Consider the following 21,433-nt stretch of genomic DNA (forward strand, 5'->3'; position numbering starts at 1 on the left):
ATGCTCACCCCGACCGGCCGCCGGCTGCGCATCGGCATCGGCGGCATGGCCATCGAGTCCAGCCAGTTCTGCCCGCACCGCACCGCGTACGAGGACTTCCGCGTCACCCGCGACGGCGAGCTGCTGGACCGCTACACGTGGACGCAGCCCGAGAGCGATCTCGCCGACCTGGTCGAGTGGGTGCCGCTGGTGCACGCCGTCGCGCTGCCCGGCGGCCCGGTCGAGCGGGCCACGTACGACCGCATCAAGACTGAGCTGACGGACCGTATCCGGGAGGCGGAACCGCTCGACGGGCTGGTCTACGACATCCACGGCGCGATGAGCGTGACCGGTCTGGACGACGCCGAGGCCGACCTGACGGCCGCCGTCCGCGCCGCGCTCGGCCCGGACGCGCTGATCTCCGCGGCGATGGACCTGCACGGCAATGTCTCCCGCGCCTTCGCCGAGCCGCTGGACCTGCTCACCGCGCACCGCCTCGCCCCGCACGAGGACGCCTGGGAGACCCGCGAGCGCGCGGCACGCAAGCTCGTCGAACGGCTCACGGCCGGCCTCGGCCGCCCGCACCGCGCGTGGGTGCAGGTCCCCGTGCTGCTGCCGGGCGAGAAGACCAGCACCCGGCTGGAGCCCGCACGGTCCCTGTACGGGCGGCTCGCCGCGGTCGAGGCGCTGGACGGCGTCGTGGACGCGGCGGTCTGGGTCGGCTACGCCTGGGCCGACGAGCCCCGCTGCCGGGCGGCCGTCGTGGTGACCGCCGACGATCCGGACCTCGCCCTCGACCAGGCCGGGTCGCTCGCCCGGCAGTACTGGGACGTCCGCCGCGACTTCGTCTTCGTCGGTCCCACCGACGACGCGGACGGCTGCGTCCGGCGCGCCGTGGCCTCGGCGGCGCGCCCGTTCCTGATCAGCGACTCCGGTGACAATCCGACGGCGGGCGGGGCCGGTGACCTCGCGTACATGCTCGGCCGGCTGCTCGCGAACGAGGACCTGGCGAGCGGCCGGGCCACCGCGCTGCACCCGGGGATCACCGATCCGGACGCGGTCGCGGCGTGCTTCGCGGCGGGCGTGGGTGCGGAGGTGACGCTGTCGGTGGGCGGCCGCTTCAGCGCGGGCACCGGGCCGCACGCCACGCCGTACGAACTGACCGGCACGGTCACGGCGTTGGAGGACCCGGGTGCCGCGCCGGGCGGCGCGCCGCGGGGCAATCCGGCGTACGAGGGCGGTGGCCGGCGCGCTGCCGTGACCCGCGGCGGGGTCACCGTCGTGCTGACCGAGCGCCGCACGCCGTTCCACACCCGTGCCGACTTCGGCACGCTCGATCCGACGGCGTACGACCTGGTCGTGGTGAAGATCGGCTATCTGGAGCCGGAGCTGTACGAGATGGCCGCCGACTGGCTGCTGGCCCTGACGCCCGGCGGTGTCGACCAGGACCTGCTGCGGCTGGGCCACCACCGCGTCGAGCGGCCCCTCTACCCCTTCGACGACGAGGGCTTCGAGGACCCGGACCTCACGCCGGTCCTGCTGCGGTAAGAGGGGGCCGAAGGCGCGCGGCGGTCAGGAATCGCCGCCGCCGTCGTCCCGGGCGGCGCGGTGGCGCGCGTACAGGGGCAGCACGAACCAGCAGAGGACGAACCACAGGAGCATCCCGGCGACGAGCCACAGCGCGCCGCTGCCGCGCAGTGCCACGCGCATGATGAGCAGCATGGCCGACGCCATGGTGCACAGCAGCAGCACCAGTCCGAGGACGGTGAGCCGGGAGGCCCAGGTCACGGTCTGCGGCTTGAGCCGGCGCCCCGTGACCAGGCGGTGCAGCGAGACCGGGCCGACGAGCGCGCCGGTCGTGGCGGCGCCCAGCACGACGGTGGCGACGTAGATGTGCCGGCCGGGGCCGTCCAGCTTCTCGAAGCCGGGCTGGAAGACGACGGTGAGCAGGAAACCGAAGAGGATCTGGACGCCGGTCTGTGCGACGCGCAGCTCCTGGAGCAGCTCTCCCCACCGCCGGTCCGCGCGTTCCTCGGCCGTCTCGTGCCTGCCGCGCGCCAGGTCGCTCATCGGTCCCTCCGCGGTGGTCGGTCAGTCGGGCGGCTCCGGCGCCGGGGTGCCGGGCGGGGTCTCCGGCTGTTCTTCCGGGGGCGCGTCGGGCCCCGCGGGTCCTGGAGTGGCGGGCTCCGGTTCTTCGGGCGTCTCCTCGGGCGGGTCGGGGTCGCGCGGTACGGGCTGGGGATCGCGCGGGGCGGACCCGGGCGCGGGCCCGTAGCCGGAATTCGGTGCAGCGGTGCTGGTCATCGCACCTCCTTCACGCATGGGTGGCGGTACCGGCCACCGGCGCCGTGCGGACGGCAGCCGATGACCACAGCGCAAACGGACGTCACCGCTCGCCCCGTCTGTGACCGGTTACCCCGCACCACGGGGCTCAATCAGGACGGCCTCCGGGGCCGCCGGACGGCTGGCCGGCGCCGTACGCCTCGCCGCCCAGCTCCAGTACGGCCGTGCCGGCGGTGGCGTCGGCGAGCCAGGCGCGGAAGGCCGGGATCTCGCCCTCGGGGAGGCCGATCTCGATGGTGACGGCCTCGGCGTAGCGGACGTCGCGGACGTCCCGCCCGGTGGCCCGCAGGTCGTTCTCGACCTTGCCGGCGCGCTGGTGGTCGACGGTGACGGTGGCCAGCCGGAAGCGGCGCCGGGTGACGGTGCCCAGCGTGTCCAGGGCCTCCCCGACCACGCCGCCGTACGCCCTGATCAGGCCGCCCGCGCCGAGCTTGATGCCGCCGAAGTAGCGGGTGACGACGGCGACGACGTACCGCATCTCGCGCCGGACCAGCATCTGGAGCATCGGGACGCCCGCCGTGCCGCCCGGCTCGCCGTCGTCGCTCGCCTTCTGAATCTCGCCGTCGGCGCCCAGGACGTACGCGAAGCAGTTGTGCCGGGCGGTGGGGTGCTCCTTGCGGATGCGCGCGATGAACTCCTGCGCCTCGGCCTCGGTCGCCACCGGCGCGAGCGCGCAGATGAAGCGAGACTTGTTGATCTCGATCTCGTGGACGCCTTCAGCGGCGAGGGTGCGGTACTGCTCCTGCATCCCGCCACCCTAATCGCCGGCCGGACCGCCGCTCCCCGCGGCGCCCGCGACCGGGCGCCGGTGACCGGTGCCGGCAGCCGGCGCGCCGCCGCCCGCGGTGCCTGCCGGGCCCCGGCCCGCGGGCGGGACGGGCAGCGGCCGCGTCCCGTCGAGCACGTCGGCCACGACCGGGCCGGTCAGCGCCATCGCCTCGGCGACGAAACGGGACCGCCGTACGCCCAGGCGGCGCAGCGCGGCACCGTGGTCCAGCGCCACGAACGCCGTCGCGCCGAGCATCAGCGCGCGCCAGCCCGCCATCGTCAGCGCCCTCAGCGGCCGCCCGGGCAGCTCCCGCAGCGAGGCGCGCAGCCGCCGGCAGTGGAACGGGATGTGCCGCCGCTCGTCGGCCAGTATCCGGCCCGCGACCTCGGCGACCAGCGGGTCCTTCGCGCCGTCCCGCACCGCCGTGTAGTACCGCACGGCCACCAGTTCGGCGACCATCAGGACCAGCAGTTCGGTACGGAGTCCGAGCAGCCGCCGCAGCCGGACGAAGACCCGGTCGCTCCAGCACGTCGTGAGGGTCGGCCTGCCTCCGGCGGCGAGCAGGCGGGCCAGCAGCCGTGCGTGGTTCTGCTCCTCGGCGACGAACAGCCGTACCGCGGCGGCGTATGCGGCGTCGCGCGCCGCGTCGGCCTTGCCGATCAGGTTGGCGCCGTCGCCGTTCTCGCCCACCTGGAAGCGCTGGAGGCTGCGCCATACGGACTCCGGCGCCCGGGCGCCCCGGCCCCAGTCCCGGGTCGCCCGGTGCGCCGCCGCCACTCCGCCTCCGCCTCGAAGTGCCGTCTCCACTCGGCGAATTCGCTGGTCCCCATCGGCCGGTCCCCCGTTCCCGTATCCGCCGCACCGGCCCGCCCGTCCCCCGGCGCTGGTGCATCAGGCGCCACAGTAGTACCCGATGCACCAGCCGTCCGGGAGTGTGCCGACTTCAGGCCCGTGGGCCGTACGGCCCGGCTACAGGCGCACCGGCAGCGCGGTCAGCCGCCAGCTCCCAGGCATCGCCGCGCGCTGCAGGTCGTCCGGGTCGACGGCCAGGGACAGCCCCGGATACCGCGCGAACAGCCGGCCGAACGCGACCTCGCCCTCCTGGCGGGCGAGCGAGGCGCCCAGGCAGTAGTGCATGCCGTGGCCGAAGCCGACGTGGTCCTCGGCGCGCCCCGCGGGGTGGCGGGTCAGGTCGAGCCGTTCGGGGTCGGTGTAGTGGCGGGGGTCGCGGTTGGCGGCGACCAGCAGCAGCTGCACGGCCTCGCCCTTGCGGATGCGGGTCCCGGCGATCTCGACGTCCTCCGCCGCGTACCGCAGCTGGGTCATGTGCACAGGGCCGGCCCAGCGCATCAGCTCGTGGACGGCGGACGGCAGCAGCGCCGGGTCCTTGCGCAGCAGGGCCAGCTGGCCGGGGTGGGTGAGCAGCGCTGCCGTGCCGTTGGTGATGAGGTGTGCGGTGGTCTCGTGTCCGGCCAGGACCAGGGTGAGGATCATGGTGACCATCTCGACGTCGCTGAGCCGGTCGCCGTCCTCGTCGTGGGCGCGGATCAGCTCGCTGAGGAGGTCGTCGGTGAGCGCACCGCGCCGCTGCCCGACCAGCTCGTGTATGTGCTCGATCATGGCGGGGAACGTCCTGGCCAGCCGCTCCGGCTCCATCGTGACGAGGTCGGCGCCCCAGGCCCGCCACTGCGGCCGGTCCTCCTCGGCGATGCCGACCAGCTCGCAGATGACGGTGATCGGCAGCGGGTACGCGAAGTGCGGCAGGAGGTCGACGACGCCGTCCTCGGTGTGCTCGGGGAGCCGGGACAGCAGCTCTTCGGCTATCTGCTCGACCCGCGGCCGCAGGTCGTTGATCCTGCGTGCCGTGAAGGCGCGGGAGACCAGGCGGCGCAGCCGGGTGTGGTCGGGCGCGTCGTTGTTGAGGATGGAGCCGCGCATGTAGACGTGCAGGTGCTCGGGCATGCCCAGCATGTCCAGCAGCCGGGTCAGCGGGTCCTGGCCCGTCCCGCCGGCCGCAGCGGCCGCCGGGTTGTTCACGAACCGCTGGTCCCGCAGGATCGCGCGCACCTCCTCGAAGCGGGTCACGAACCAGACGGGCGAGTCGTCCATGAAGCGGCCGCGGACGAGGGGGCCCTGCTCGCGCAGCGCGCCGTAGCCGCCGAAGGGGTCGGCGAGGAGCGCGGGGTCGGCGACGTTCGGCTCGCCCGGGTGCTTGCCGACGTGTGCGGCGAACGGCGCGGGCGGGGTGGCGGGTGCTTCGGTCATCGTGCGCTTCCTCCAGGTCGTGGGGGCGGAACGTCACTGCCGCAGCTGCCGGCCCATCTCCCGCTCGCTGAGCTCCGCGAGACGCTCGTAGAGGGGGATGACCTGCGCCGCGGCGGCGGCAGCGGCCTCGCGGGTGCGGGCCGTCGCCGGACCGTCGTCCGGACCGGGGCCGGCGGCTGAGGTCTCCAGCGCGCCCCGGACCGTACGGGCGAGAATGCGGGACCGTTCCGCCGCGCTCTGCGGGGCCCGGTCGTGGAGCAGGGCTTCGGACAGGAAGAACCCGGAGGCCGTCGCCAGCAGCGCGTACTGCTGCTGCTCGACGGTCATGTCCGTGCGGACCAGTCCGTGCGCGCGCAGCACTTCGAGGTAGCGGCGCACCACCTCGTCGCTGTACGCGGAGAGCTCGGCCAGCTCCTTCTTGGCGATGTCGGTGAACCGGCCGAGGACGTCGGTGTCGTCGTGGTACAGCGCGCGCAGCACGGGGTCCTTCAGGAAGTCCTGGTAGGCGCCGCTCATCAGGCGGCTGGGCAGTACGTCCAGCGGCTCGGCGCGCATGCGGGCGAGCTGGGCGTGATGGCTGCGGAGCTTGGAGCGCAGGACGACGGCCAGGAAGAGCGCGTCCTTGGTCTTCCAGTGCAGGTAGACCGTGCCCTTGCCGACCCCCGCACGGCGGGCGATCTCATCGATGGTGACGCGCCGGTACCCCCAGGCGACCAGCAGCTCCCCCGCCGCTTCCAGAATCCGCTCACCGCGCTCCACACGTCCCCCTCTCTGACTTCGTGACCAATTTCGACATCTGGTCACGGAGTCAAAGTAGGACTGCCGAGGGGGCGCCGTAAGGCGGTTTCCGGCCAGGCGCACCGCCCGCCGGGGGCGCGCCGGAGTACCGGATGGGAAGCGCTCAGTGCTCCTGGGCGGTGGGCTGTGCTCTGTGCTCAGTGCTCCTGGGCAGTGGGCCGTACCGTGATCTCGTTGACGGCCATGTGGGCCGGCTGCGTCACCATGAAGCCGACGCACCGCGCGATGTCCTCCGCCACCAGCCAGTCCTCCCGCGGCAGCCCGCGGGCCGAGGACGCCTGACTGCCGGCGGTCATCTCCGTCACCACCACCCCCGGCTCGACCAGCCCGACCCGTACGCCGCGGCCGGTCACCTCCTGCCGCAGTGCCTCGCTGAAGCTGCACACCGCGTGCTTGCTCGCCGAGTAGACGCTGTTGTCCTTGCGCGGCACGCGGCCGGCGACCGAGCTGACGTTCACCAGGTCGGCGACGCCGCGCGGGCCGTCAGCCGCCGCGCGCAGCAGGTGCGGCAGCGCGGCGTGCGACATCCGCAGCAGCGCCTTCACGTTCAGGTCGAGCATGCGGTCCCAGTCCTCGGGATCGCTGTCCTCGAACCGGCTGCGCGCCCCGTACCCGGCGTTGTTGACCAGCACGTCCAGCCGCCCGAAGTGGCCGACGGCCTCGGCCACGACGCGCTCGGCCCGGTCGGCCTCGCTCAGGTCGGCGCCGAGGACGAGCGGTTCGTGGCCGCCCGTCTTCCCGATCCGCGCGGCCAGTTCCGCCAGCCGTTCGGCCCGGCGGGCGACCAGGGCGAGGGCGCACCCCTGCTCCGCGAGGGCCAGCGCCGTCGCTGCCCCGATCCCGCTGGAGGCGCCGGTCACCAGCGCGACACTCCCGCTCAGGGCCTGCTGTCCACTGTCACGATCTGCGGTGTTCATGGTGGGCACTGTGCCCCGGGCGACGGTCCGGCACACGGGGCGTACGCGCCGCCGCTCCGCTCGACGTCCCCTCGGGCCGGCACCTCGCCGCCCGAGAAGTCGGGCAGTGGTACCGGCCGGGAGCCGTTCCGCAGGGACTCGGCCCCCGCCGTGCCGACCAGCGAGGCCGCGACGGCCTGCCGCACGCCGACCAGTGGCTCCGTGCCCAGCTCCACCGTCTCCCGGAACGCCCGCAGGATCAGCGCGGTGCCCTCCTCGCCCCGCGCGACGGCCGCTCCCTCCCCTTCCAGGACCAGGGCCGGCGGGGTGCGTTCCACCTCGTGCGGGCGGCCGTCCGACGCGGCCCATGCCTCGGTCCTGACCCGTACCGACCAGGCCCGGTCGCCCGGCGCGCGCACCGATTCGGCCAGCGCGCGGGTGCCCCGTACGGACACCCAGCTCCAGTGGCTGTCCGGCTCGCCCTGGAGGAAGCCGTGCCGGGTGAGGGCCAGCGCACCGCTGGACAGGCGCACCGCCATGACGACGGCGCCACGGGCCTCGGCCAGGTCCACCGGGAACGCCGTGACCTCGACGGGCCACGCGCCGGTGAGGGCGAGGACGGGAGAGAGCGTATGGGTGCAGTAGGCGGTCGCCGCGATCCGGCCGCGCCAGTGCGCGGGGTCACCGGTCAGCTCCTGCACCGCCGACGGCGCCATGCCGTGCAGGTAATCCGCCTCGATCAGGCTGATCCGGCCCAGCTCACCGGCGTCGGCCGCCTGCCGCAGGAGGCGGACGTGCGGGTGCGCCACGTAGTTCTCGGCGAAGGAGTACGTCGCCCGCGAGCGTTCAGCGGCCGCGATCAGCTCGCGGCCCTCCGCCGCGTCCACGCAGGCCGCGGTCTCGGAGAGCACGTGCACCCCACGCTCCAGGAAGGCCACGGCGGGCGGTGCGTGGGCATCGAAGTCATGGGCGAGGACCACCGCGTCCAGGGGCTGCTCCAGCAACTCCTCCCAGCGCGCGGCCACGAACGCCCGCGGGAACGCCTCCCGCCCCGCCGCGCGCCGCTCGGCCACGATGTCGCACACCGCGGCCACCTCGATCCCCAGCCGGCGGCACCAGACCGCGAGCTGGAGCCCCCGTCGCAATCCCACGACACCGACTCTCACCGTGCCACCCTTTCGGGCCGTCCCGCACCGCCGCAACCACATTTCCCCGCACCCTGCGGGCCTGCACCGCGCCGGGCCCGGCCGGGGGCATACCGTGGGGAGCAGGAACATCACAGGAGGCTGAATCGATGTACGGCGATCCCGCGACCATCCGCAAGATCCTGACGGAACTCGGCGACACCTGGGCCGTGGTGGGACTGTCCTCGAACCAGCAGCGTGCCGCGTACGGCGTCGCGGACGTGCTGCAGCGGTTCGGCAAGCGGATCGTCCCCGTGCACCCGAAGGCCGAGACGGTGCACGGGGAGCAGGGTTATCCCTCCCTCGACGCCATTCCCTTCGAGGTCGACGTGGTCGACGTCTTCGTGAACAGCGCGCTGGCGGGGCAGGTCGCCGACGAGGCCGTGGCCATCGGCGCCAAGGCCGTCTGGTTCCAGCTCGGCGTCGTCGACGAGGCCGCGTACGACCGGACGCGCGCCGCCGGGCTGGACATGGTCATGGACCGCTGCCCCGCGATCGAGATTCCCCGGCTGGGCTGACCGGGGCGGCCACCGAAGTGGCCGCAGTGGCTACGGGTGGTCGGGGCGCTGGTCGGCCGGCACTCCGCCGCCCGGGCCGCCGCCCTTCTTCCCCTTGTCGGTGCCGTGCGCGTGCTCGGCGCCGCCGGGGCCGACCTTGCGGTCGGAGTTCGCCTTGGCCTCGGCCGCGTCCTGGACGGCGGCGCTCTTGCCGCTCCGGCGGAGTTCGTTCGACTGCGGGTTCTTGCTGCTCACGGAGTCCTCCTCGGTCGCTCACGCTTCACGATTCGTGCTGGTCGTCGCGCTCGTTGCGCTGCCCCTTCGGGCCCAGCCCGCGCTCGGTCCGTGGGCCGTGGGTCTGCCAGTGCGGATCGTCCTCCAGCCGCTCCTTGGCGTCCTCGTTCGCGTGCTTGTCGGGAATCCCCTGGTCCTCGGCTTCCCGGCGGAGCTGTGCCCGCCGCCTGTCGAACTTCTTGCTGCCTGGTTCGGGCATGATGTTCACACCTCCACTGAACCGGTTGTCCTCTCCCAGCCTCCCAAAACGACCAAAAAGCCGCTAACGGGCCACGACTCCCCCGGTACGTGGTCGGGCCACTGCTCCCCGGTACATGGCCCAGCCACGGAAATTCCGCACCGGCGGCGTCGCCCGTGCGCTAGCGTCCGGCCATGGTCGAGATACGACAGGCGGGCCCCGAGGACGCCGAGGAACTGGTACGGCTGCGTCGGCTGATGTTCGCGGCGATGGACGGCACGGACCGGCCGGGAGCCTGGGAAGCGGAAGCCACGAAGGTGGCCCGCCGGCAGCTGTCGGGCCCCGATCCCGTACTGGGCGCCTTCGTCATCGACGCCGACAGTGCGGCGGGCGACACCGCGACGCACGACGGAACGGCCGACGACGGAATGGCCGACGTCGGCACTGCGGGGAGCGGAACGGCCCGCCGGCTCGCCGCCTGCGCCGTGGGCACCGTCGAGCAGCGGCTCCCCGCACCGCAGCACCCCACGGGCCGGTTCGCCTTCATCTTCAACGTGTGCACCGACCCGGAGTACCGCGGACGCGGCTACGCCCGCGCGACCACCGAAGCACTGCTGGACTGGCTGGCCGCCCAGGGCGTGTCCCGTGTCGACCTGCACGCAACGGACGAGGCGGAGGCGCTGTACCGCAGCCTCGGCTTCACCGAGCACTCGACCGCGCTCTCCCTCGACGCCCGCACGTTCCGCCGCCCGGCACCGGAACCCACCGGCCGCCCCACCGCCACGGAACACACCGGCCGTCCCGCCCCCGCGGAACACACCGGCGCATAGCGGTCCTTCGCCCGCGACAAACGGCACACGGCCCCCACCCCCACCTCCTGACCTGGGACTTCGGCCATACACTGCACCCGGTTCTGTCCCCGCACGAAGGGAACCGCCGCCGTGGCCGACGCCGCCGCCCCCGCCTCCTCCCCCGCCCCTGGCGCCGACGCGACACACCGCACCTCCGTCGTCGTCATCGGCGCCGGCCCCGCCGGGCTGACGCTCGCGAACGTCCTGCACGCCGCCGGCGTCGGCTGCGTCGTACTGGAGGCGGAGAGCCGGGAGTTCATCGAGCGGCGGCCGCGTGCCGGGTTCATCGAGGAGTGGGCCGTCCGCGCGCTGGACCGGCACGGTCTGGCCGGCGGACTGCTGGAACGGGCCGAGCGGCAGCGGACGTTCGAGTTCCGCTGGGACGGTCGGCGGCACGTGGTGGAGCCGGGCCGGTTCTCCGGGCAGAGCCACTTCGTCTATCCGCAGCCGCTGTTGGTGACCGACCTGGTGGCCGCGTACGCGGACGCGGCCGGCGGCGACATCCGCTTCGGCGTACGGGACGTACGCCCCGCCGGCATCGACACCGACCGGCCCTCCGTCTCGTACACCGACCCGGAGACGGGCGTACGGCACCGCATCGAGTGCACTTACATAGCCGGTTGTGACGGCGCGCGCAGCGTGGCACGCGCCGCGATACCCGTCGATGAACTCCGCATCTCCCGGCTGGACTACGGCATCGGCTGGCTCGCGCTGCTCGCGGAGGCCCCGCCGTCCGCCGAGGGTGTCGTCTTCGGGCTGCACGAACGGGGTTTCAGCGCCCATATGGCCCGCACCCCCGAGGTCACCCGCTACTACCTGGAGTGCCCGCCGGGCGACGACCCGGCGAACTGGCCGCACGACCGGATCTGGAGCGAGCTGCGCACGCGTCTCGCGGCGACCGGTGCCCAGCCGGTCACCGAGGGCCGGATCATCGAGAAGACGGTCCTGGACATGCACAACTACGTGGTCGAGCCGATGGGTTACGGCCGGCTGTACCTGGCGGGCGAATCGGCCCACCTGGTCGCCCCGATCGCCGCCAAGGGCATGAACCTGGCGATCCACGACGCGCTGCTGCTCGCCAGGGCGCTCGTCGCGGCCTGCGTGAAGGGGGACGAGAGCGCGCTCGGCGGCTACTCGGCCGCCTGCCTGGAGAAGGTCTGGCAGTACCAGGAGTTCTCCCAGTGGCTGTCCGAGGTGATGCACGGCGCCTCGTCCGGCGACCCGTTCCGCGCGGGCACGGCAGCCGCCCGACTGCGGCGACTCTTCACCTCGGACGCGGCAGCCGAGGCCTTCGGCGAAACGTACCTGGGCTCACGAACGGACGTTGAGGTGCTGTGAGGGGGTGCTCCGGGGCGCTGAGCGGGCGCCGGGCCGGGGGCGTCGGCCCCGCCCCCGCATTCGCGCGTCAGCCCGCCGCGCGTCCCAGCCCCTCCAGGACACGCGCGCCCGGCAGCGACGCGAGCGCCTTCCCCGGCACGATGAGCTTGCCGCGCCGGGCACCGCTTCCGATCAGCACGTACGGCGTATCGGCGACGGCCGCGTCCACCAGCAGCGGCCAGTCGGCGGGCAGCCCGATGGGGGTGATGCCGCCGTACTCCATGCCACTGCGTCCGACCGCGGTGTCCATGGGCGCGAACGACGCCTTGCGCGCACCGAGCTCACGCCGCACCACACCGTTCACGTCCACGCGGGTGGTGGAGAGTACGACGCAGCCGGCGAGCGTGACGGTGTCCCCGCGCTTGCCCGCCACCACCACACAGTTCGCCGACTGTTCGAGCAGCCAGGAACCGTAGTGCTCGACGAGCAGCGCGGTGTCGGCGATGGCCGGGTCGGTGTCCACGTGGAACAGCTGCTGGACGTCCACCGGCCCCTGCCAGTCGCGGAGCGCGGCGGCGACGGGCTCGGGCAGCAGCTCCAGGCACTCGACGGCCGGCCGCACGTCTTCGAAGGCGTCCATGGGCGTGGCCGTGGACGACGAGGAGGGCGCGGGAGAAGGCTCTGATGTCGGCATACCCGTCAAGCTAACAGGGTCGTCGGCCTGTTTGACGGCTGTCTCGACGCTCGGACTCAGAGACGCACGGACGCACGGACGCACGGACGCACGGACGCACGGGCTCACGGACTTACGCGCCCACGCGTTCAGCGTCCCGGCGGAACGGCCACCGCCATCGTCATCTCCACCGTCTCCGTACCGTTGTTGCAGTACGCGTGCGGGGCCGAGGCCTCGAACGTGGCCGAGCCGCCCGCCGGTACGGCATGCTCGACGCCGTCCAGCACGAGCGTCAGCTCGCCCGTGCGCACATGAAGCAGCTCCTGCGTCCCCGACGGATGGGGATCGGACTCGCTGCGCTCCCCCGGCATCAGCCGCCAGTCCCACAGCTCGAACGGGCCGGGCGCCTCCGTGCCGACGAGCAGCGACGTGTAACTGCCGGCCTCGGTCGACCACATCCGTACGGCGTCGCCGGGCGCGACCATGCGAACCTGCGGCCCCTGGTCGTACTCGAGGAGCGTGGTGATGCTGACCCCGAGCGCGTCGGCGATCTTCACGGTCGTCCCCACGCTCGGGTTCGTCCGGGCCTGCTCGATCTGAATGATCATGCCGCGGCTCACGCCCGCACGGGCGGCCAGGGCGTCGAGCGTGTAGCCCCTGTCGTTGCGCCAGTGCTTGACGTTGCGCGCGAGCGACTGCGTGAGCTGATCGAGATCCGTCACGTTCCATCCAGTCCAGTCCGGCAGCCAGGCCGACCAATATATTCGATTCCACAGTACAGCTTGCTGTACTACTCTCTGCTGCACTCCATCGTTCAGCACACTGTACTTGCGAGGCGCACACCATGACCGCGATATTCGCGCTGGCCACCAGTCTTCTGTGGGGAGCCGCCGACTTCGGCGGGGGACTGCTCACCCGACGCATGCGGGCGCTGACCGTCGTGGTGGTCTCCCAGACGATCGCCGCGGCCGTGCTCGGCGTGATCGTCGTCGCCACCGGCGCCTGGCACACGGCGGAGCCGCGGCTGTGGTTCGCCGTCGCGGCCGGCGTCGTCGGCCCGGCGGCGATGCTCTGCTTCTACCGCGCGCTCGCGCTCGGCCCGATGGGCGTGGTCTCGCCCCTCGCCTCGCTCGGCACCGTGCTCGTACCGCTCGGCGTCGGCTTCGCCCTCGGCGAGCGCCCCGGACCGACGCAGGTCGCGGGCATGATCGTGGCCGTCATCGGGGTCGTGCTGGCCGGCGGGCCGCAGCGCGGCGGCGGCTCCGTCACCCGCGAGGCGATCCTCCTCACCCTCGTCGCGGCCTTCGGCTTCGGCGCGGTGATGGCCTTCATCTCGGCGGCGTCCACGTCCGTGACCGGCCTGTTCCTCGCCCTGTTCGTGCAGCGCCTGTGCAACGTCCTGGTCGGCGGCGCCGCCCTCTTCGCGGCCACCCGGCGCGGCACGCCCGCGCTGCCCGAAGGCGGCATGGCCGCCGTCCGCGCCGCCCTCCCGGCGCTGGCGTTCGTCGGCATCGCCGATGTCGCGGCCAACGGTACGTACGCGCTCGCCACGCAGAGCGGGCCCGTCACCGTCGCCGCCGTGCTCGCCTCGCTCTACCCCGTCGTCACCGCGGTCGCCGCGATGGGTCTGCTCAAGGAGCGGCTGCGCGCCGTCCAGACGGCAGGCGCCTCACTGGCCCTCGCGGGTTCGGCGCTGCTCGCCGCCAGCGGCTGACGCCGGAACCTGCGCCGCCGCCTCCCACTCGGCGAGCGCGAGCAACTGCTCGGGGGTGACGCCCTCGGGAATCGGCACCGGCGGCGGCGTACGCAGCGGCGGCTGCCAGCCCGCCGCCGGGTCCCAGGTGCGGACGACCTTGGCGGGCGCCCCTGCCACGACGGCGTGGTCGGGCACCTCGCCGCGGACCACCGCGCCCGCCGCGACCACGACGTTCCGCCCCAGTCGCGCACCCGGCAGGATCACCGCGCCCGCACCCAGCCAGGAACCGGTGCCGATCTCGACGGGCGCGGTCCGCGGCCACTGCTTGCCCACGGGCTGCGCCGGATCGTCGTACGAATGGTTGTCGCTGGTGACGTAGACGTACGGGCCGCAGTAGACCTCGTCGCCGATGGTGACGGTCTGCGAGGCGACGACATGGCTGCCGCGGCCGAGCACGACTCCGTTGCCCAGCCGCAGTACGGACTCCGGGCCGAGGTCGAGGCCCGGCATCATCCCGGCGGTCAGCGTGACCTGCTCGCCGATGATGCAGTGTTCACCGAGCTCGATCCACTGCTCGCCGAAGACCGTGCCCTGCGGGAACGCCAGCCGGGTACCGTCTCCGATCCGGCGGAAGCGGTAGGGACCGGGACGCTCGGCGGTCACCGCGCCGGCCTCCCGCACCCAGCGCGTGCCCCGGTGCACGGCCCAGGACGCGGCCCGGCGCCGCCAGGCCCCGACGGATGAGAACACGTTCTTCTTCGCACGCACCCGCTTACCGTACTCACCAGTAAGCCGACCGCACCCCGCCGCGTCCTGTGATCTTCACCCCACGGCCCCCGGTGACGGTCACGCCGGCCGTCCCGGGCCGGGAGCGCGCCCGGAGAGAGGGTTTCCGGGGGAAGAGGGCCGACAGGCCGTACGGCAGGGCTCGCCAGGGTGTCGGCAGGCCATTGGGCGAAGCTCGCGGGGGTCGGTACGGGATGCGGCGGCCGGGATGTGGCACGGTGCAGGTGCGTCGCGTGGTCCGGTCCGGTTACCCGTCCGTACGGCGCTCCGTGCGGGGCCGGTTCCGGTGACCGGACCGTACGACGTGGGGACAAGCACAACGAGAAGGAGAAGAGTCCATGTCGAACCCGCCGCTTCCCGAGGCCGCTGTCGAGATGCTGAAGAAGCCGAATCCGGCCGTCATCACCACTCTCCGGTCCGACGGCCAGCCGGTGTCCACGGCCACCTGGTACCTCTGGGACGACGGCCGGGTGCTGGTCAACATGGACGAGGGCCGCAAGCGGCTGAACCATGTGCGCAAGGACCCGCGGGTCACCCTCACCGTGCTGGACGAGAGCAGCTGGTACACCCACATCAGCATCATCGGGCGCGTCACCGAACTGCGTGACGACGAGGGCCTGGCCGACATCGACCGGCTGGCCCAGCACTACATGGGCAAGGAGTACCCGCAGCGGGACCGCAAGCGGGTCAGCGCCTGGATCGAGATCGACCGCTGGCACGGCTGGGGCACGCTCAAGGACAACAGCCAGCCGGGCTGATCGCGGCATGCCGTGCCCCCCTCAGGTCTCCTCGGCGTACGCCGAAGCCGAAGGGACCTGGGGGTACGGGGAAGCGGAGAAGCGGCGGGGGCCGAACGCGGTCCTCGACTGCGCCCGGGACGCGGCCGCCGCCCCCTCGGCGCGCGGATCCGTACCCGCTGCGGGTCAGCCGCGCCTCACGCGTCGCCCCGCTGCACGGTTTCCTTGTGGCGGGTGGCGAGGTCGACGTACACCTCGGCGTTGAGCCTGATCGACTCGCGCTCTTCGTCGGTCAGCTCACGCTTGACCTTGGCCGGTACGCCGGCGACCAGCGAGCCGGGCGGTACCTGCATCCCCTGCGGGACCAGCGCCTGCGCGGCGACCAGGGAACCGGCGCCGATCCGGGCACCGTTCAGGACCGTGGCGCCCATGCCGACCAGGACGTCGTCCTCGATGATGCAGCCGTGCAGTACCGCGTTGTGCCCGACCGACACCCGCTCGCCGACCGTCACCGGGAAGCCGGGGTCGACGTGCACGGTGCAGTTGTCCTGGATGTTGCTGTCCGCACCGAGGACGATCGGGCCGCCGTCGGCCCGCAGCACGGTCTGGTACCAGACGCTCGAACCGGGAGCCATGGTCACCTCGCCCAGCACGACGGAGGTGGGGGCGGTGAACGCCTCGGGAGCGATCTTCGGCTCCGGCCCGCCGACCCCGGAAATCAATGCCTGTCCCGCCATCACCGTCTCCTCGCAAGATCCGGTCGCCACGGTCGTGACGACGACAGCACCGTAGGCGACGCACGGAGGGAAGCCGGCCCGCTGGGGCGAAGATCACAAAGAGGGGGCGGCGGGGCCGTCATGGCGATGGCCCCGCCGCCCCCGAGTCATGTCACTACTCGGCGGCCGCCGTCGCCGTTTTCTGCTCGTCCTTCGCCGCCTGCTGCTCGTCATGCGCGGCGGCGGCCTTCGCGGCCCGGCGCTTCATGACGACCAGCGAGCCGAGGCCGAAGAGGACGGCGGCGAGCAGACCCAGCCAGGAGAAGCGCTTCAGCCAGGGCTCGGCCACGATGCCCACGCTGTAGATCAGCGCGGTGGTGCCGCCCGCCCAGACGATGCCGCCCAGCACGTTGGCGATCAGGAACTTCCAGTACGGCATGCGCAGCACACCCGACAGCGGCCCGGCGAAGATCCGCAGCAGCGCGATGAAGCGGCCGAAGAAGACCGCCCACATACCCCACTTGTCGAACTTCTCCTCGGCCATCGCGACGTGCTCGGGCCCGAAGTGGCGCGGGAACTTCCGCCCGGCCCAGTCCAGCAGCGGCTGCCCGCCCTTGCGGCCGATGAGATACCCGATGGAGTCGCCGACGATCGCGCCGACCGTCGCGCACGCGCCCAGCACGAACGGGTTGATGTGGTCCTGGGTCGCGGCCAGCAACGAGGCGCTGACGAGCACGATCTCGCCCGGCAGCGGGATGCCCAGGCTCTCCACCCCGATGACCACCCCCACCAGGAGATAGACGCTCACCGCTGGTACGGACTCGAGCCACTCCTGGACGTGCAACGCGCCTTCCTCCACCTCGTAACGGGCCCGCCGCGCGGGCCGCCCCCTGACGCGCGAAACCGCACGTCGAAAAAGCGTACTCGATTTGCTGGTCACGGCCGCAGCCGTCGCGCGGAGCGATCGGCAATGGTCAGCCGCTGTTCATTCAGATGGTGGGACGCAACGTGGGGCCCATTAGTTGCCCGCGCTCGCCGTGAATTACCTGACCGGCACGGCCAGGACAACGACAACGGCCGGCTCGGCCGAGCGCCGGGCTCAGCCGAGCTGAGCCGGGCGGGGTCTCGGTCGAGCCGGCCGTGCGCGTCGCGTCAGCCGTTTCTCAGCTGTTGGGGCGGAGGGTCCAGATGATCGTCATCTCGCCGGTGACCGCGCCGTCCTCGCGGGTGATCGCGACGTTCACCGGGAACTCGGGGCGCTTGCCCTCGTCCAGCTCGGCGATCACCTCGTCGACCGGCCGGCCCAGCTCGGCGGTGGCGGTGACCGGCCCCATCGCCAGCTTCTTGTAACCGATCTCCGCGCGCACGGCGAGCGGCACGGCGCGGGAGAGCTGGCTGCCGAACGCCGCCATCACGATCGCGCCGCTCGCGGACTCGGCGAGCGTGAACATCGCGCCGGCGTGCGGGCCGCCGACGTGGTTGTGGTACTCGGCCTGGTCGGGCAGCCGGACCACGGCGCGCTCGGCGGTGGTCTCGGCGAACTCCAGGTTCAGGGTGCGGGCCATCGGCACGGAGGCCGCCATCATCTCGCCGATCGTCGGCATGGTCTCGGAGGACATGGCGTCATGTTACCTACGAGTAGCTTCCGCTGTGAAGGACTGTGAACGTCAGGGTTGTGTCACGCTCTCCGGGGCAGCTGTGACACCTCCCACCTCGGCCCTTTATCGTTAGCGCCCATGTGGCCAGGACAGCAGCCGCCCGGGGGCGAGCAGAACCCGCAGGACCAGAACCCTTATCAGCAGCCGGGGTACCAGCAACCGAATCCGTACCAGCAGCAGGGTTATCAGCAGCCGGGTTACCAGCAGCCCAACCCCTACCAGGGGTACCCGACGCAGCCGCAGTGGCAGGGGCCGGGCGGGCCGCAGCCGCCCAAGGGCGGCGGCAACAACGAGAAGAAGACCACCGTGACGATCGCCATCGTCGCGGCGGTCGCGGTCGTGGCGGCCGCCGTGGTCACCGGCGTCTTCGTCCTCAAGGACGACAAGAAGGCCGTGGCCAAGGGCGACCCGAAGCCCACCCGGTCCCAGCCGGCCACCGCCGAGCCGTCCGAGCCGGCGAGCAGCGGGAGCACGGGCGGCGGGCCCGGCGGCGACCCGGACGCGCCCGACCAGCCGGTCATCAAGGGCTGGCAGACGGTGGTCAACTCCAAGCGGCACGTGGCGTTCGACGTCCCGACCAAGGACTGGAAGACCACCTCGGCCGACACCTACACCGGGTTCCAGGACGAGAAGGACAAGTCCGGCTTCCCCAAGACCCTCATCTCGATGACGGCACCGGCCTACTACAAGGAAGAATGGTGCACGATCAAGCAGAAGGGCGGCGGTGAGTCGACCACGTCGCTGGCCGGCACCGGCGTGAAGGGCGCCCAGGGCGCCAAGAGCCAGGCCGAGGCCGCCCAGAACGAGGCGCTGAACTGGGTCTGGGCCGGTTACGACCAGAAGAAGACCGGCACGTTCAAGGGCACCAAGGCCAAGCCCTTCAAGAGCGATCACGGCATCACCGGCAAGCTGTCCACGGCGACCGTGACCGGCGTGAAGAAGGACGACAAGTGCGACTCGGACGGCAAGGCGTACGCGGTCACGTACACCGACACCACCGGCGAGTACGCGACGTGGGTCCTCTACGCGGCGAAGGACGTCAAGGGTGAGCTCGACGAGGCCACGATCAAGAAGATCATGAGCTCCCTCCGGCCGCTCGACTGACGGGCGCCGGGCCGTCCGCCCGACGCATGAAGTGACGCCTCGGGAAATGAAGTGACGCCTCCGGGCAAGAACGCGATGCTGTTGTGATGAAGATGGAGCGCCCCGCGTGGGCGGGGCGCAATTACACGCTGCTGACGGCCGCCGCCGTGGTCACCGGTCTCGGAAGTTCCGGGGCCCTGATCGCGGCGGCGTTCGCCGTGCTCGGAGCCGGCGGCTCGGCGACCGACGTCGGGCTGGTCGCAGCGGCCCGTACGGTCCCTCTGGTGATCTTCCTCCTCATCGGAGGGGCGATCGCCGACCGGCTGCCGCGGCACCGCGTGATGGTCGCCGCCAACGTACTGAACTGTGTGTCCCAGGGCGTCTTCGCGCTGCTGGTGCTCGGCGGGGAGCCCCGGCTCTGGCAGATGGCGCTGCTGTCGGCGCTCGGCGGCACGGGCCAGGCGTTCTTCGCGCCGGCGGCCGAGGGCATGGTGCTGGCCAGCGTTTCCGGCGCGCATTCGGGGCGCGCCTTCGCCGTCTTCCGTATGGGCATGAACGGCGCGAACATCGGCGGTGCCGCGCTGGGCGGCGCGCTGATCGCCGCGGTCGGTCCCGGCTGGGTGCTGGCGGTGGACGCCGTCGCGTTCGCGCTGGCCGGGCTGTTGCGCGCGTTCCTCGACGTACGGGACGTGCCGCCGCGGGAACCGGGGCACGGCCTGATCGCCGACCTCCGGGACGGCTGGCGGGAGGTGATCTCGCGGCCGTGGCTGTGGTCGATCGTCCTGCAGTTCGCCATCGTCAACGCGGTCGTGGCGGCCGCCGAGGCGGTGTACGGACCGCTGGTCGCGCGTGAGCACCTGGGCGGGCCGGGTCCGTGGGGTCTGGCGCTGGCGGCGTTCGGCGCGGGGACGGTCGTCGGCGCGCTGCTGATGACCCGGTACAAGCCGCGGTACCTGCTGCGCGTGGGCGCGCTGTGCGTCTTTCCGCTGGCCCTGCCGTCCGCCGCGCTGGCCGTTCCGGTGCCGGCCGGGGCGCTGACGGGCGTGATGTTCGTCGCGGGCATCTCGGTCGAGGTGTTCGCGGTGACGTGGATGATGGCGCTGCATCAGGAGATCCCGGAGGAGAAGTTCTCCCGGGTCTCGTCGTACGACTGGCTCGGCTCGCTCGCCATGGTCCCGCTGGCCACGGCCCTGGCGGGGCCGGTGCAGGACCTCATCGGCCGCACGACCGCACTGTGGGCGTGCTCGGCACTGATCGCGCTGCTGACGGCGGCCGTGCTGTGCGTACGGGACGTACGGCGGCTGACGCGGCGTACGGAGGCGGCGCCGACGGACTCCGCGGCCGCCGGTACCGGTGCCGGTACCGATCATGCTTCGGCCGAGGCGCCCGGCCAGGTCCCGGTGACCGGCCTCCCGGGCTCCGCCGCGACGGACGACATCACTCCGCGCTGAGGCTGCGCGCCGGGAAGCCACGGCCGACGGGAGGCGTCCGCCCCCTCGTCCTGCGCCTCAGCCCACTCTGGTCAGCGGCCGCCTCCCCCGCACCTCAGCCCACGCTGAACGCGCCCGTCGGCGGTTCGGGCGAGGGGACCGCGTCCACGTCCCGCACCAGCTGCGCGTCGCCGATCAGCTGGCGCAGCCGCGGGCCGTGTTCGACCCGGGCGGGGAAGGCGTCGGCCGCCACCCGCCGGGCGATCTCGGCCAGCGGCAGCTCCTCCTGGGACGCCACCAGGACGGCGTTGCCGAACCGCCGGCCGCGCAGCATCGACGGCTCCGCGATCAGGCAGAGCCGGTCGAACACGGCCGCGTAGTTGGCGAGCTGGCCGCGGAGGAAGGTGAAGGGCGCGCTGTCGGCCAGGTTCGCCACGTAGCAGCCTCCGGGGCGCAGCGCACGCGCCGCGGCACCTGCGTACTCCGCCGAGGTCAGGTGTGCCGGCACCCGTGACCCGCCGAAGACGTCCGCCACGACGACGTCGACGGACGCCTCGGGTGCCGCTTCCAGCGCCGTACGGGCGTCGGCGGCGTGCACCTCGATGCCGCTGTCCGGTGGCAGCGGGAGGTGTTCGCGTACGAGGTCGAGCAGGCCGCGGTCGGCCTCGATCACCTGTTGCCGGGAGGCGGGCCGGGTCGCGGCGAGGTAGCGCGGCAGTGCCAGCGCGCCGCCACCGAGGTGCAGCGCGTCCAGCGGGTCGCCGGGCGCCGCCAGCGCGTCCAGGACGTGCGCGATCCGGCGGGCGTACTCGAACTCCAGGTACGTGGGCTCGTCCAGGTCCACATACGACTGCGGAGCACCGTCCACGGTCAGCAGCACGGCACGCGGCCGGTCCACGTCCGGCAGCAACTTGGCCGTGCCGCAGTCCACTTCCCGCGTGACGGGCACGGGGAAGGCGGGTATCGGATCGCCGGCGGCCGGCGGAGCGTCGTTCAGGTCTGCCACCGTCCTATTGTGCGGTGCGCGGGGCGGCCCTCCTGCCGTCCGCCGCCCGCCATACCGGGAGTTCGGCCGCGAGGAGCCCGGCATCTGCCGACCGCGCCACCGGCCTTCCGCCTGCGCAACCGGCCTTCCGCCTGCGCAACCGGCCTTCCGCCTGCGTCGGCGATTGCACCTTCGTCTGCGGCTGGTGAGCCATGGACCGTCACCCGGTTTGCCGTCCGACGCGTCACCCGGCTTGCCCCCGGCGTCATCCGGCGCGCCGCCCAGCTCGCCGCCCTGG

The 21,433-nt window shown here is 72.8% G+C and carries 24 protein-coding genes and 1 pseudogene; 8 read left to right on the plus strand and 17 right to left on the minus strand.

Features of this window, described 5'->3' with window-relative positions; all coding sequences use genetic code 11:
* Positions 1 to 1,527, plus strand: a complete 1,527-nt coding sequence (locus tag C3486_RS12750; RefSeq protein ID WP_103832758.1) for a M81 family metallopeptidase — start codon at positions 1 to 3, stop codon at positions 1,525 to 1,527.
* A 24-nt stretch (positions 1,528 to 1,551) separates the two neighbouring features.
* Here the strand turns inward: C3486_RS12750 and C3486_RS12755 are convergent, their stop codons facing one another.
* The 8 genes and pseudogenes from C3486_RS12755 to C3486_RS12790 form a co-directional block, all read right to left on the minus strand.
* Positions 1,552 to 2,049 (minus strand): DUF6328 family protein, encoded by a 498-nt coding sequence (locus tag C3486_RS12755; protein ID WP_103832759.1) that lies wholly within the window; start codon positions 2,047 to 2,049, stop codon positions 1,552 to 1,554.
* Between the two features lie 21 nt (positions 2,050 to 2,070).
* Positions 2,071 to 2,283 carry a hypothetical protein gene (locus C3486_RS12760; RefSeq protein WP_103832760.1) on the minus strand — a complete coding sequence of 71 codons (213 nt, stop codon included), beginning with the start codon at positions 2,281 to 2,283 and terminating at the stop codon, positions 2,071 to 2,073.
* 127 nt (positions 2,284 to 2,410) lie between these two features.
* Positions 2,411 to 3,070 (minus strand): YigZ family protein, encoded by a 660-nt coding sequence (locus tag C3486_RS12765; RefSeq protein WP_103832761.1) that lies wholly within the window; start codon positions 3,068 to 3,070, stop codon positions 2,411 to 2,413.
* 150 nt (positions 3,071 to 3,220) lie between these two features.
* A pseudogene (locus tag C3486_RS12770) lies at positions 3,221 to 3,921 on the minus strand (ferritin-like domain-containing protein); the annotation flags it as partial.
* 139 nt (positions 3,922 to 4,060) lie between these two features.
* On the minus strand, positions 4,061 to 5,356 hold the full coding sequence (locus tag C3486_RS12775) for a cytochrome P450 (RefSeq protein WP_103832762.1): 1,296 nt from the start codon (positions 5,354 to 5,356) through the stop codon (positions 4,061 to 4,063).
* A 33-nt stretch (positions 5,357 to 5,389) separates the two neighbouring features.
* On the minus strand, positions 5,390 to 6,115 hold the full coding sequence (locus C3486_RS12780) for a TetR/AcrR family transcriptional regulator (protein ID WP_103832763.1): 726 nt from the start codon (positions 6,113 to 6,115) through the stop codon (positions 5,390 to 5,392).
* Positions 6,116 to 6,291: 176 nt separating this feature from the next.
* Complete coding sequence (locus C3486_RS12785; protein ID WP_103832796.1) at positions 6,292 to 7,071, minus strand: SDR family oxidoreductase; 780 nt, start codon at positions 7,069 to 7,071, stop codon at positions 6,292 to 6,294.
* A complete protein-coding gene (locus tag C3486_RS12790) occupies positions 7,068 to 8,258 on the minus strand; it encodes a Gfo/Idh/MocA family protein (RefSeq protein ID WP_219822217.1) in 1,191 nt (396 codons plus the stop codon). Before C3486_RS12790 ends, C3486_RS12785 begins: the two co-directional genes overlap by 4 nt.
* Before the next feature lie 86 nt (positions 8,259 to 8,344).
* Here C3486_RS12790 and C3486_RS12795 point away from each other — a divergent pair, with 86 nt between their 5' ends.
* Positions 8,345 to 8,752 (plus strand): CoA-binding protein, encoded by a 408-nt coding sequence (locus tag C3486_RS12795; RefSeq protein WP_103832765.1) that lies wholly within the window; start codon positions 8,345 to 8,347, stop codon positions 8,750 to 8,752.
* A gap of 30 nt (positions 8,753 to 8,782) precedes the next feature.
* On the opposite strand, the gene C3486_RS12800 is transcribed toward C3486_RS12795, so the two are convergent.
* Together C3486_RS12800 and C3486_RS12805 are read right to left on the minus strand one after the other, a co-directional pair.
* Positions 8,783 to 8,986: a hypothetical protein gene (locus C3486_RS12800; protein WP_103832766.1), complete on the minus strand. Its 204-nt coding sequence runs from the start codon at positions 8,984 to 8,986 to the stop codon at positions 8,783 to 8,785.
* A 25-nt stretch (positions 8,987 to 9,011) separates the two neighbouring features.
* Positions 9,012 to 9,224 (minus strand): hypothetical protein, encoded by a 213-nt coding sequence (locus tag C3486_RS12805; protein ID WP_181138524.1) that lies wholly within the window; start codon positions 9,222 to 9,224, stop codon positions 9,012 to 9,014.
* A 173-nt stretch (positions 9,225 to 9,397) separates the two neighbouring features.
* Here C3486_RS12805 and C3486_RS12810 point away from each other — a divergent pair, with 173 nt between their 5' ends.
* Together C3486_RS12810 and C3486_RS12815 are read left to right on the plus strand one after the other, a co-directional pair.
* On the plus strand, positions 9,398 to 10,033 hold the full coding sequence (locus C3486_RS12810; RefSeq protein ID WP_103832768.1) for a GNAT family N-acetyltransferase: 636 nt from the start codon (positions 9,398 to 9,400) through the stop codon (positions 10,031 to 10,033).
* A gap of 111 nt (positions 10,034 to 10,144) precedes the next feature.
* A complete protein-coding gene (locus tag C3486_RS12815; RefSeq protein WP_103832769.1) occupies positions 10,145 to 11,392 on the plus strand; it encodes a 4-hydroxybenzoate 3-monooxygenase in 1,248 nt (415 codons plus the stop codon).
* A gap of 67 nt (positions 11,393 to 11,459) precedes the next feature.
* Here C3486_RS12815 and C3486_RS12820 read toward each other — a convergent pair whose 3' ends face one another.
* Positions 11,460 to 12,011 carry a YbaK/EbsC family protein gene (locus C3486_RS12820; RefSeq protein WP_103832770.1) on the minus strand — a complete coding sequence of 184 codons (552 nt, stop codon included), beginning with the start codon at positions 12,009 to 12,011 and terminating at the stop codon, positions 11,460 to 11,462.
* A gap of 182 nt (positions 12,012 to 12,193) precedes the next feature.
* Positions 12,194 to 12,766, minus strand: a complete 573-nt coding sequence (locus C3486_RS12825; protein WP_103832771.1) for a helix-turn-helix domain-containing protein — start codon at positions 12,764 to 12,766, stop codon at positions 12,194 to 12,196.
* A gap of 122 nt (positions 12,767 to 12,888) precedes the next feature.
* On the opposite strand from C3486_RS12825, the gene C3486_RS12830 reads away from it, so the two are divergent.
* A complete protein-coding gene (locus C3486_RS12830; protein ID WP_103832772.1) occupies positions 12,889 to 13,758 on the plus strand; it encodes an EamA family transporter in 870 nt (289 codons plus the stop codon).
* On the opposite strand, the gene C3486_RS12835 is transcribed toward C3486_RS12830, so the two are convergent.
* Positions 13,714 to 14,508 carry a DapH/DapD/GlmU-related protein gene (locus tag C3486_RS12835; RefSeq protein ID WP_103832773.1) on the minus strand — a complete coding sequence of 265 codons (795 nt, stop codon included), beginning with the start codon at positions 14,506 to 14,508 and terminating at the stop codon, positions 13,714 to 13,716. The two genes, C3486_RS12830 and C3486_RS12835, sit on opposite strands and share 45 nt — an antisense overlap.
* A gap of 356 nt (positions 14,509 to 14,864) precedes the next feature.
* Here C3486_RS12835 and C3486_RS12840 point away from each other — a divergent pair, with 356 nt between their 5' ends.
* Positions 14,865 to 15,284, plus strand: a complete 420-nt coding sequence (locus tag C3486_RS12840) for a PPOX class F420-dependent oxidoreductase (RefSeq protein ID WP_103832774.1) — start codon at positions 14,865 to 14,867, stop codon at positions 15,282 to 15,284.
* Between the two features lie 176 nt (positions 15,285 to 15,460).
* On the opposite strand, the gene C3486_RS12845 is transcribed toward C3486_RS12840, so the two are convergent.
* The 3 genes from C3486_RS12845 to C3486_RS12855 all read right to left on the minus strand — a co-directional run bounded on the left by C3486_RS12845 (position 15,461) and on the right by C3486_RS12855 (position 17,598).
* Entirely contained in the window at positions 15,461 to 16,000 is a 540-nt protein-coding gene (locus tag C3486_RS12845) for a gamma carbonic anhydrase family protein (protein WP_103832775.1), read from the minus strand.
* Between the two features lie 154 nt (positions 16,001 to 16,154).
* Positions 16,155 to 16,823, minus strand: coding sequence for a DedA family protein (locus tag C3486_RS12850; RefSeq protein WP_103832776.1), 669 nt, complete (start codon positions 16,821 to 16,823; stop codon positions 16,155 to 16,157).
* Between the two features lie 319 nt (positions 16,824 to 17,142).
* A complete protein-coding gene (locus tag C3486_RS12855; RefSeq protein ID WP_103832777.1) occupies positions 17,143 to 17,598 on the minus strand; it encodes a DUF4442 domain-containing protein in 456 nt (151 codons plus the stop codon).
* Between the two features lie 117 nt (positions 17,599 to 17,715).
* Between C3486_RS12855 and C3486_RS12860 the strand changes: the two genes are divergently transcribed.
* Positions 17,716 to 18,741: a hypothetical protein gene (locus C3486_RS12860; RefSeq protein ID WP_103832778.1), complete on the plus strand. Its 1,026-nt coding sequence runs from the start codon at positions 17,716 to 17,718 to the stop codon at positions 18,739 to 18,741.
* Positions 18,742 to 18,827: 86 nt separating this feature from the next.
* The gene (locus tag C3486_RS12865) at positions 18,828 to 20,171 is read left to right on the plus strand and encodes an MFS transporter (RefSeq protein ID WP_103832797.1); all 1,344 of its coding nucleotides are present in this window, start codon (positions 18,828 to 18,830) and stop codon (positions 20,169 to 20,171) included.
* 94 nt (positions 20,172 to 20,265) lie between these two features.
* On the opposite strand, the gene C3486_RS12870 is transcribed toward C3486_RS12865, so the two are convergent.
* The gene (locus C3486_RS12870) at positions 20,266 to 21,156 is read right to left on the minus strand and encodes a spermidine synthase (RefSeq protein WP_258052743.1); all 891 of its coding nucleotides are present in this window, start codon (positions 21,154 to 21,156) and stop codon (positions 20,266 to 20,268) included.
* Positions 21,157 to 21,433: the final 277 nt, after the last annotated feature.

This window comes from Streptomyces sp. Ru73, from assembly GCF_002920575.1.
Lineage (GTDB): Bacteria > Actinomycetota > Actinomycetes > Streptomycetales > Streptomycetaceae > Streptomyces.

Bases quoted from the DNA above. Each gene is read 5' to 3' on its own strand.
- C3486_RS12750 (WP_103832758.1), top strand. From the start codon at position 1: ATGCTCACCCCGACCGGCCGCCGGCTGCGCATCGGCATCGGCGGCATG.
- C3486_RS12755 (WP_103832759.1), bottom strand. From the start codon at position 2,049: ATGAGCGACCTGGCGCGCGGCAGGCACGAGACGGCCGAGGAACGCGCG.
- C3486_RS12760 (WP_103832760.1), bottom strand. From the start codon at position 2,283: ATGACCAGCACCGCTGCACCGAATTCCGGCTACGGGCCCGCGCCCGGG.
- C3486_RS12765 (WP_103832761.1), bottom strand. From the start codon at position 3,070: ATGCAGGAGCAGTACCGCACCCTCGCCGCTGAAGGCGTCCACGAGATC.
- C3486_RS12775 (WP_103832762.1), bottom strand. From the start codon at position 5,356: ATGACCGAAGCACCCGCCACCCCGCCCGCGCCGTTCGCCGCACACGTC.
- C3486_RS12785 (WP_103832796.1), bottom strand. From the start codon at position 7,071: ATGAACACCGCAGATCGTGACAGTGGACAGCAGGCCCTGAGCGGGAGT.
- C3486_RS12790 (WP_219822217.1), bottom strand. From the start codon at position 8,258: ATGTGGTTGCGGCGGTGCGGGACGGCCCGAAAGGGTGGCACGGTGAGA.
- C3486_RS12795 (WP_103832765.1), top strand. From the start codon at position 8,345: ATGTACGGCGATCCCGCGACCATCCGCAAGATCCTGACGGAACTCGGC.
- C3486_RS12805 (WP_181138524.1), bottom strand. From the start codon at position 9,224: ATGCCCGAACCAGGCAGCAAGAAGTTCGACAGGCGGCGGGCACAGCTC.
- C3486_RS12810 (WP_103832768.1), top strand. From the start codon at position 9,398: ATGGTCGAGATACGACAGGCGGGCCCCGAGGACGCCGAGGAACTGGTA.
- C3486_RS12820 (WP_103832770.1), bottom strand. From the start codon at position 12,011: ATGGACGCCTTCGAAGACGTGCGGCCGGCCGTCGAGTGCCTGGAGCTG.
- C3486_RS12830 (WP_103832772.1), top strand. From the start codon at position 12,889: ATGACCGCGATATTCGCGCTGGCCACCAGTCTTCTGTGGGGAGCCGCC.
- C3486_RS12840 (WP_103832774.1), top strand. From the start codon at position 14,865: ATGTCGAACCCGCCGCTTCCCGAGGCCGCTGTCGAGATGCTGAAGAAG.
- C3486_RS12845 (WP_103832775.1), bottom strand. From the start codon at position 16,000: ATGGCGGGACAGGCATTGATTTCCGGGGTCGGCGGGCCGGAGCCGAAG.
- C3486_RS12855 (WP_103832777.1), bottom strand. From the start codon at position 17,598: ATGTCCTCCGAGACCATGCCGACGATCGGCGAGATGATGGCGGCCTCC.
- C3486_RS12860 (WP_103832778.1), top strand. From the start codon at position 17,716: ATGTGGCCAGGACAGCAGCCGCCCGGGGGCGAGCAGAACCCGCAGGAC.
- C3486_RS12865 (WP_103832797.1), top strand. From the start codon at position 18,828: ATGAAGATGGAGCGCCCCGCGTGGGCGGGGCGCAATTACACGCTGCTG.